Source organism: Thermobacillus sp., from assembly GCF_003390775.1.
GTDB classification, from domain to species: Bacteria; Bacillota; Bacilli; order Paenibacillales; family Paenibacillaceae; genus Thermobacillus; species Thermobacillus xylanilyticus.
This window is the reverse complement of the sequence record NZ_QEWA01000026.1, coordinates 69,709-77,095: the sequence shown is the minus strand read 5'-3', so window position 1 is coordinate 77,095 and position 7,387 is coordinate 69,709. Positions and strand designations below refer to the sequence as shown.

At 65.5% G+C, this 7,387-nt stretch carries 3 protein-coding genes and 1 pseudogene; 2 read left to right on the top strand and 2 right to left on the bottom strand.

Going from position 1 to position 7,387, the window contains the following annotated elements; all coding sequences use genetic code 11:
* Positions 1-361: pseudogene (locus tag C6W55_RS03395) on the bottom strand (IS1380 family transposase); the annotation flags it as partial.
* Between the two features lie 87 nt (positions 362-448).
* Between C6W55_RS03395 and C6W55_RS03390 the strand changes: the two are divergent.
* Positions 449-616 carry a hypothetical protein gene (locus C6W55_RS03390; RefSeq protein ID WP_286891478.1) on the top strand — a complete coding sequence of 56 codons (168 nt, stop codon included), beginning with the start codon at positions 449-451 and terminating at the stop codon, positions 614-616.
* A 65-nt stretch (positions 617-681) separates the two neighbouring features.
* Here C6W55_RS03390 and C6W55_RS03385 read toward each other — a convergent pair whose 3' ends face one another.
* Positions 682-4,080: an EAL domain-containing protein gene (locus C6W55_RS03385; RefSeq protein ID WP_286891477.1), complete on the bottom strand. Its 3,399-nt coding sequence runs from the start codon at positions 4,078-4,080 to the stop codon at positions 682-684.
* Positions 4,081-4,360: 280 nt separating this feature from the next.
* Between C6W55_RS03385 and C6W55_RS03380 the strand changes: the two genes are divergently transcribed.
* The gene (locus C6W55_RS03380) at positions 4,361-7,357 is read left to right on the top strand and encodes a DEAD/DEAH box helicase (protein WP_286891476.1); all 2,997 of its coding nucleotides are present in this window, start codon (positions 4,361-4,363) and stop codon (positions 7,355-7,357) included.
* The last annotated feature ends 30 nt before the right edge of the window (positions 7,358-7,387 follow it).

Below are 7,387 nucleotides of genomic sequence, written 5' to 3'. Positions count from 1 at the left end.
AACGCCGCAGGTCCATCTGCAAAGTCGGGCAAGTCTGACGCAAACGTACCAGTTCTTTGTACAGCAAGGAATGATGTGGACAACGACCGCCGAGAAATCGTCGGATGAGGGCGTCATGTTGCAGCCTTCGGAAATGAAAAATCCGCTCGCAGCCGAGCACCCAACCAATAATGAGGTAAAGCAGGATCTTGTGGACGGAAAAAAGGGAGTTGCCGGCCTTGGCAGTGGGAAGCGATTGTAACGCATTGGCCAGTTTAATTTTTTCAAGGTAGGCTAAGAATATTTTGAATCCGCCAAAGCTAGTTGCATGTTCCAACGAAAATTCTGTTTTGATTTTATGAATGGGTGTGGTAAACTTCACCTTAAGGGTGCTCCTCTCTTTGGGTGATGTTGTTCGCATAAACACCATTCTACCAAAGATTTGGAGCACTTTTCATATTTTCAGAGTATGTTACTTTCGAAATTCAGGATCATTTCCGTCAAAAATCACGACTCGTACTACGGCTCGATCCTGGGCATCGTCACATCCTTGCTGGCCTGGATTCCCTTCCTCGGCTGGCTGCTTCATCTCTTGACCGCCGTGCTGCTGTTCATATCCGCGCGCAGAAGAGACTGAGCCGCGCGGCGGGCTCCTTCAACAGAACCGCCTGCGCGGCTTTTCACTTTGCGGGATCAACCGGCTCACGCGTCCTCCGGCGGATCGTCCGCCAGATATTGCCGTTCGAACAGATCGGGCGGAAGCGGCCGGCTCTCATAGTACCCCTGGTAGCCTTCGCAGCCGAGGCGGCCAAGCGCCTCGAGCTGTTCCTCCGTCTCGATGCCTTCGGCGATGACGGACATGCCGAGTCCCTTCGACATGGCGATGATGCCGGATACGATTGAAGCCGTCGCGCTGCTTGCGAGCAGATCGTGCGTGAACGAACGGTCGATTTTCACGATCGACAGCGGCAGGCTCTTCAGCAGCAGCAGGGACGAATAGCCGGTGCCGAAGTCGTCCAGCGCGATCCGGATCCCCCTCGCGCGCAGTTCATTCAGAATCTGGGCGCACGATTCGAGGTTAAGCAGCGCCGCGGTTTCCGTAATCTCGAAGCAGAGCCGCCCGGGGTCGACGCCCGACTCCGCCACAATCCGGTCGACGCCGGCGACGAAGCCCGGCTGCTGCAGTTGCTTCACCGACAGATTGACCGACAGGTGCCATCCGCCGGCGAACCGGTCGGACCACGCCTTGAGCTGCCGGCACGCCTCGCGCAGCACCCACTCGCCGATCGGGGCGATCATGCCGAACTCTTCCGCGAGCGGGATGAACATGCCCGGCGGCACGCTGCCGATGTCCGGCAACGTCCAGCGGATCAGCGCCTCCGCGCCGATCAGCCGTCCGCTCTTCAGATCAAGCTGCGGCTGGTACAGCAGATAGAAGCCCGCCATCGAGTCCAGGGACAGGCGCAGCCGGCTGCCGATCGCAAGCCGTTCCCGGACCACTTCCTCCATCGCGCCGCTGTAGGTCTCCATGCGGTTCCGGCCCTGCTGCTTCGCCCGGTACATGGCGGTGTCCGCTTTCTTGACCAGCTCGCCGATATCGACGCCGTCCTCGGGATAGCGGCTGATGCCGACGCTGGCCGTGGCGAACAGGTCGTGGCCGGCGACCGTGAACGGCTGCCGCAGCTTGTCCACGATGCGTTCCGCCAGCCGCCCAGCCGCTTCCCCGGCTTCGCCGCCGGTCAGCATGATCGTGAATTCGTCGCCGCCGATGCGGGCGACGAGGCCGGCGTCGCCGACCATGTCGGCCAGCTGGCCGGCCACCAGCCGGAGCAGGGCGTCGCCCATGTCGTGGCCCAGGCTGTCGTTGATGACCTTGAAATGATCGAGGTCGATCATCATGACGGCAACGCGCGTCCCGCCCGCTTTCGCCTCGCCGATGGCCTGCTCCAGCCGTTCATAGAACATCCGCCGGTTCGGCAGCCCGGTCAGCGGTTCGTGGTAGGCGAGAAAATGGATCTGCCGTTCCGCCCGCTTTCTCTCCGTGATGTCGCGGACCGAGAGGTAGATCCGCGCCTGCCCCGGTTCGCCGTAACGCCGGCCGTTCACCAGCCCGTCGATCGTCTGGCCGCCGCGCGTCACCCATTGCAGCTCCATGTCGGCAATGCCCGTCTCCGCTTTCCCGTTTGCCCAATGGGCGCGCCATTTTTCCTCCGATTCCGGCGTCAGAAACGACAGGCAGCTCGCGCCGACGGCTTCCTCGCGCTCGTAGCCCATCGCCTCCAGCCAGCACGGATTCGCATCGGTGATGACGAATCGTTCGTCGAGAGACAGCAGCATGACCGGCGTGTTCCGGAAGAACGCGCGATACCGCTCCTCGGAAGCGAGCAGCGCGCGCTCGGCCTCCTTGCGCATATGGATGTCCGTAATGGCGCCGACGAACCGGACGGCGTTGCCGCTGGCGTCGGTCACGATCTCGCCCGCCGCCGACACCCAGATATATTCGTCCCCGCGCTTCACCCGGAATTCAATATGGAGCGGCAGCCGGTATTTCACCGCCGCCTCCCATACGACCTTGACGCGCGGCACGTCCTCGGGGTGCACCAGACTGAGGAACGCCCGGCCGTCGGCCGGCCATTCCTCCTTCTCGACTCCCATCAGCGACTTGATGCCGGTGATCCATTCGATCCGGCAAGACGGCAGCTCGAGTTCGAAGACGCCGTCATGCGTCGTGCGCGAGACGATGCCGAGCCGCTCCGCCAGCGCGGCGTAGCCGGCCTCCCGCTGCTCGAGTTCGGCAAGCAGCTTCCGGTGGTCGATCATGGCGCCGAGCAGCGAAGGCAGCTGGCGCGTGTCGTGGCCGCGGATGAACCGCTCGTTCACCGGTCCCGCGGTGACGAGCAGCCCCCAATTCCGCGTCTCCGACTGGATGAGCTGCACGAGCACGAATTCCGGGTCGTCCGCTCTGCGCTTGAGCGGAGGCATCGGGGGAAAACGCTCCGCCATCCAGCGGCTGCCGGTCACCGGCACGCCCGTGCCGTTCACGCTGTAGGCGCTGTCAAGGATGAGATCGGAGGCGCCGGGCTCGCCTTCCCACAGGCCGACGATGCCCCAGTGCTGGTTCGTATAGCGCAGCCAAGACATGTCCCGGGTGTCGATCAGACGCAGGCTGAGCCGGCGGTGCGATTCGATCAGCTGCTCCAGCTCTTCGCCGGGGATGTTCTTCCAGGACAGCGTCTGATCGTTCTCCGACAGATCGGACGCCTTCGACCGGTCGGACGCCTTCCCGCCGCTCGACTCGCGGATGACCACCCCGACCGGCAGGACGGTCGTGCCGACCCGGCCGGATCGTCCTTCCAGAATGTCCATCGTCCGCCTCAGCGCGCAGCGGCCGAGCTCGATGATCGGCTGCCGGGCCGTCGTCAGGCCCGGCTTGCACGTCTTCGCGATGCCGCTGTCGTCGAAGCCGACGACCGCCACATCTTCGGGGACGCGCACGCCCGCTTCCGTCAGCTGCTGAACCAGCGCGGAAGCGACCAGGTCCGAGGCGGCGAACACCGCCGTGTACGGCAGGCCTTCCTCCAGCATCAGACGGGCGGCCGCGTCGCCGCTCTGCACGTCGTACACGTTGCCCGTGCCCATCCCGATGCCGGCTTTCTCCATGGCGTCCTTGCAGCCTTGAAAGCGCTCGCGGAAATCCGCATTCGCCAGGCTGCCTGCGAACGCGATGCGCCGGTGCCCCATTTCGATGAGATGCCGGGCAAGCGCTTCCGATGCGCCGCGGTTGTCGCATTTGATGACATATGCCGAACCCGACAGCCCGGCGTGATCCGCGATCGTCACGAGGGGCTTTCCGGTGCCCGCCAATTCCCGCGCATAGGCTTCCGACACCGCCTGCGCCACGATAATCCATGCGTCAACCAGATCCCAGCCGACCCGGGCGTCATACGAGATGCGCAGGCCGAAGCTGTCGAACGTCGCGGTCGAGACAACCAGAACGTCGAGATCGAGCATCAGCGCTTCGCGCGATATACCCCACAGAATATCGCCGTAATAAAACCCGTCCGGAACCGGAATCAATACGCCGATCGTCCTGCGACTCACATCATTCCCCGCCCTCTGCCAGGATGTAAGCCCATGCCGGTTAAGGAAGAAAATTGATAAAAACAAAGCAGGATTGACGTAAATTATAGCTTGTAGTGCTCAAGTTTGACAAGTAAAGCAGCATTACACCGTCCCGAGAACTAGGTATAAACACTTATTTTTATATGAAAGGAATAGCCGGAATCGGCTTTCCCCCGCTGTGTTATAATGATGCTGGTTTATTGATGCGTCCGCCTTCCGCCGCGGCCGCGATGCGCGCGGCGGAAACGGGAGAGAGGAAATGGCGATGAAAATGGACCTGGGTGCGATCGATGTCCGGCTCAGCCTGACGGAGGACGGCGATGCGCTGCTCTACGGACTCGACGGAACCGGCGGATTCGTGCCGGGCATGCGGCTGAAACAACTGCTGTTCGCCTGGCACGAAGACTCGTTCTACGGCACGGAACTGGAAATCCGCAGCCTGCGGAACATCGAGATCGTCGAATTGCCGGCGGAGTTCGTCATTCCGTTCTTCGCGGAGCTGCCGCTGCTGGGGCATGTGGACTGGGCATGGGGCGGCGAGGCCGAGCTGCTCCGGCGGCTGGCCCCCGCCCTGATGGCGTGCGCGGCGGCGAAGCGGTATGCGCCGAGCCGCGAAGCGATGGCGGCGGGCCGGCTTGAGTGGCAATGGGAAGACCGGGAGATCGACCGGCGGATCGACGCGCTGGTCGCGTCGGGCGAAGCCGACGATGATTTCGGCCGGCGGCTCCGCGCCGCGTTCACGGCGGCCGTCTTCGACCGGCATTACGGCACGGAGGAACGGGCGGCCGACCTGCGCCGGGAATTTCCGCGCCTCTTCGAACCGGGCGCCGGCGAGGCGGCGCGGAGCCTGAGCGATGACGACTGGCTCGTCCACATCGGCTGGCGGCAGGACACCGCGCCGTTCCGTCCGGCGCTGCAGCTCATCGAGCCCGGTCCGATCGATGCCGAATGGCGGCTCCGGATCGTGCTGCAGGACAAGGAACGCCCTGATGCGCTCGTGCCCGTCCGGCTCGATCCGGACGGGCATGTCTCCGGCGGCTGGCCGGAGGAATGGACGGACGCCGTGCGCGGGCGGGCCGACGGCTGGCTCAAGCGGCTGCGCGCCGCCCTGCCGGACCTGGCGCCGGACGGCGGGTGGCAGCCGGAAGGCACGGCGCTGGATGACGCGGCGGCCTGGCGCTTCCTCAGCGCGGACAGCGTCCGGCTGATCGCCGCGGGCTGGCAGGTGCTGCTGCCCGCCTGGTGGGAGGAAGCCCGCCGCGCGCGGCCGCGCCTGCGCGCCCGCATCCGGTCGGACGCCGGCGAAGGTCCGTCGCTGTTCGGCCTGGAGTCGCTCGTCGATTTCGACTGGCGCATCGCCTTGGGGAGCGCCGAGCTCTCGGAGCAGGAGTTCCTCGAGCTGGCCGCCCGCGGGCGGCGGCTCGTCCGCGTCCGCGGACAGTGGGTCGCGCTCGATCCGGCGATGCTGCCCGTCATCCGCAAGGCAATGGCGCAGTACGATCCGTCCCGCGGCCTGTCGTTCCGCGACGTGCTGCAGCTGCATCTGCTCGGCGGCGCGGCCGGCGATGACGCGCCGGAGGACGGCGGAGCGGAAGCCGGCGGCGCGGCCGAAGAAGCCCGCGTCGCGCTCGAGGTGGAGCTGAGCGGCCGCCTGCTCCGGCTGATCGGGCAGCTCGGCCGTCCGGAGGACAATACGCTGCTGCCGGCGCCGGAAGGGCTCAAGACCGCGCTGCGCCCGTACCAGCAGATCGGGTTCTCGTGGCTCGCCTCGCTGCGGCGCTTCGGCCTCGGCGCCTGTCTCGCGGACGACATGGGGCTCGGCAAGACGGTGCAGCTCATCGCCTACCTGCTGCATGCGCGGGAGGAGATGCGGGCCGCCGGCCGGATGATGCCTTCGCTCATCGTCTGCCCGACATCGGTGATCGGCAACTGGCAGAAGGAACTCGCCCGCTTCGCGCCATCGCTGCGCGTGCTGCTGCATTACGGCGGCGGACGACACTCGGGAGCCGAATTCCGCGAAGCGGCCGAGGCGGCGGACGTCGTGCTGACGTCGTACACGACGGCGGCGCTCGACCGGAAGACGCTCGCCGCCGTCTCCTGGGACGCGGTCTGCCTCGACGAGGCGCAGAACATCAAGAACTACGCGACGAAACAGGCCGCGGCCGTGCGCAGTTTCCCGGCGCGCCACCGGATCGCGCTCACCGGCACGCCGATCGAGAACCGGCTCGCCGAGCTGTGGTCGATCTTCGACTTCCTCAATCCGGGATACCTCGGCAGCCAGCGGGCGTTCAACGAGCGCTACGGCGGCGCCGCCCTGAAGGAAGGCGGCGATGCGCGGCTGGCCGAGCTCCGCAAGCTGGTGAAGCCGTTCCTGCTCCGGCGGCAGAAGCAGGACCCCGCCGTGCAGCTCGACCTGCCGGAGAAGAACGAGATGAAGACCTACGTGCATCTGACGGCCGAGCAGGCCGCATGGTATGAGCGGACGGTGCGGGAATTGCTGGATCGGTCGGGCGAACTGACCGGGATCGAACGGAAGGGCGCCATCCTGGCGGCGATCACGAGGCTGAAGCAATTGTGCGCGCATCCGGCGCTGGTGACGAAGGAGCCGCTGCCGGCCGTGCGCCCGGTATTCGATGCGGACGGAGATGGCCGGCCGCAGGCGAAGGACGGACCCGCGGTGGACGTTGCGGCGCTCGCCGCCCGGTCGGAGAAGCTGGAGCGGCTGCTCGAGATGGTGCGGGAACTGCGGGAAGCGGGCGAACGATGCCTCATTTTCACCCAGTATGTCGGCATGGGCAGGCTGATCCAGGCGGTGCTTCAGGAAACGCTCGGCGAGCCGGTGCTCTATCTGCACGGCGGCACGCCCCGGGCCATGCGCGAGCGGATGATCGAGATGTTCCAGTCGAACGCGCTGCCCGCCGGCAGGCAGCCGCATGTGTTCGTCCTGTCGCTGAAAGCCGGCGGCGTCGGGCTGAATCTGACGGCGGCCAGCCACGTCTTCCATTACGACCGCTGGTGGAATCCGGCCGTCGAGAACCAGGCGACCGACCGCGCCTACCGGATCGGACAGGTGAAGAACGTCCACGTTTACAAGCTCATTGCGCTCGGCACGCTGGAGGAGCGGATTGACGAGATGCTGGAAAGCAAGCGGCAGCTGAGCGAGACGGTGATGGCCGGCTCCGGGAACTGGATCACCGAGCTGTCGACGGAGGAGCTCAGGGAGCTTGTCACGCTGCGGCGCGATCTGACGCGGTAATTCCGGTCCCCGGGACCGCACCCGCGGAGC

Bases quoted from the DNA above. Each gene is read 5' to 3' on its own strand.
- C6W55_RS03390 (WP_286891478.1), top strand. From the start codon at position 449: ATGTTACTTTCGAAATTCAGGATCATTTCCGTCAAAAATCACGACTCG.
- C6W55_RS03380 (WP_286891476.1), top strand. From the start codon at position 4,361: ATGGCGATGAAAATGGACCTGGGTGCGATCGATGTCCGGCTCAGCCTG.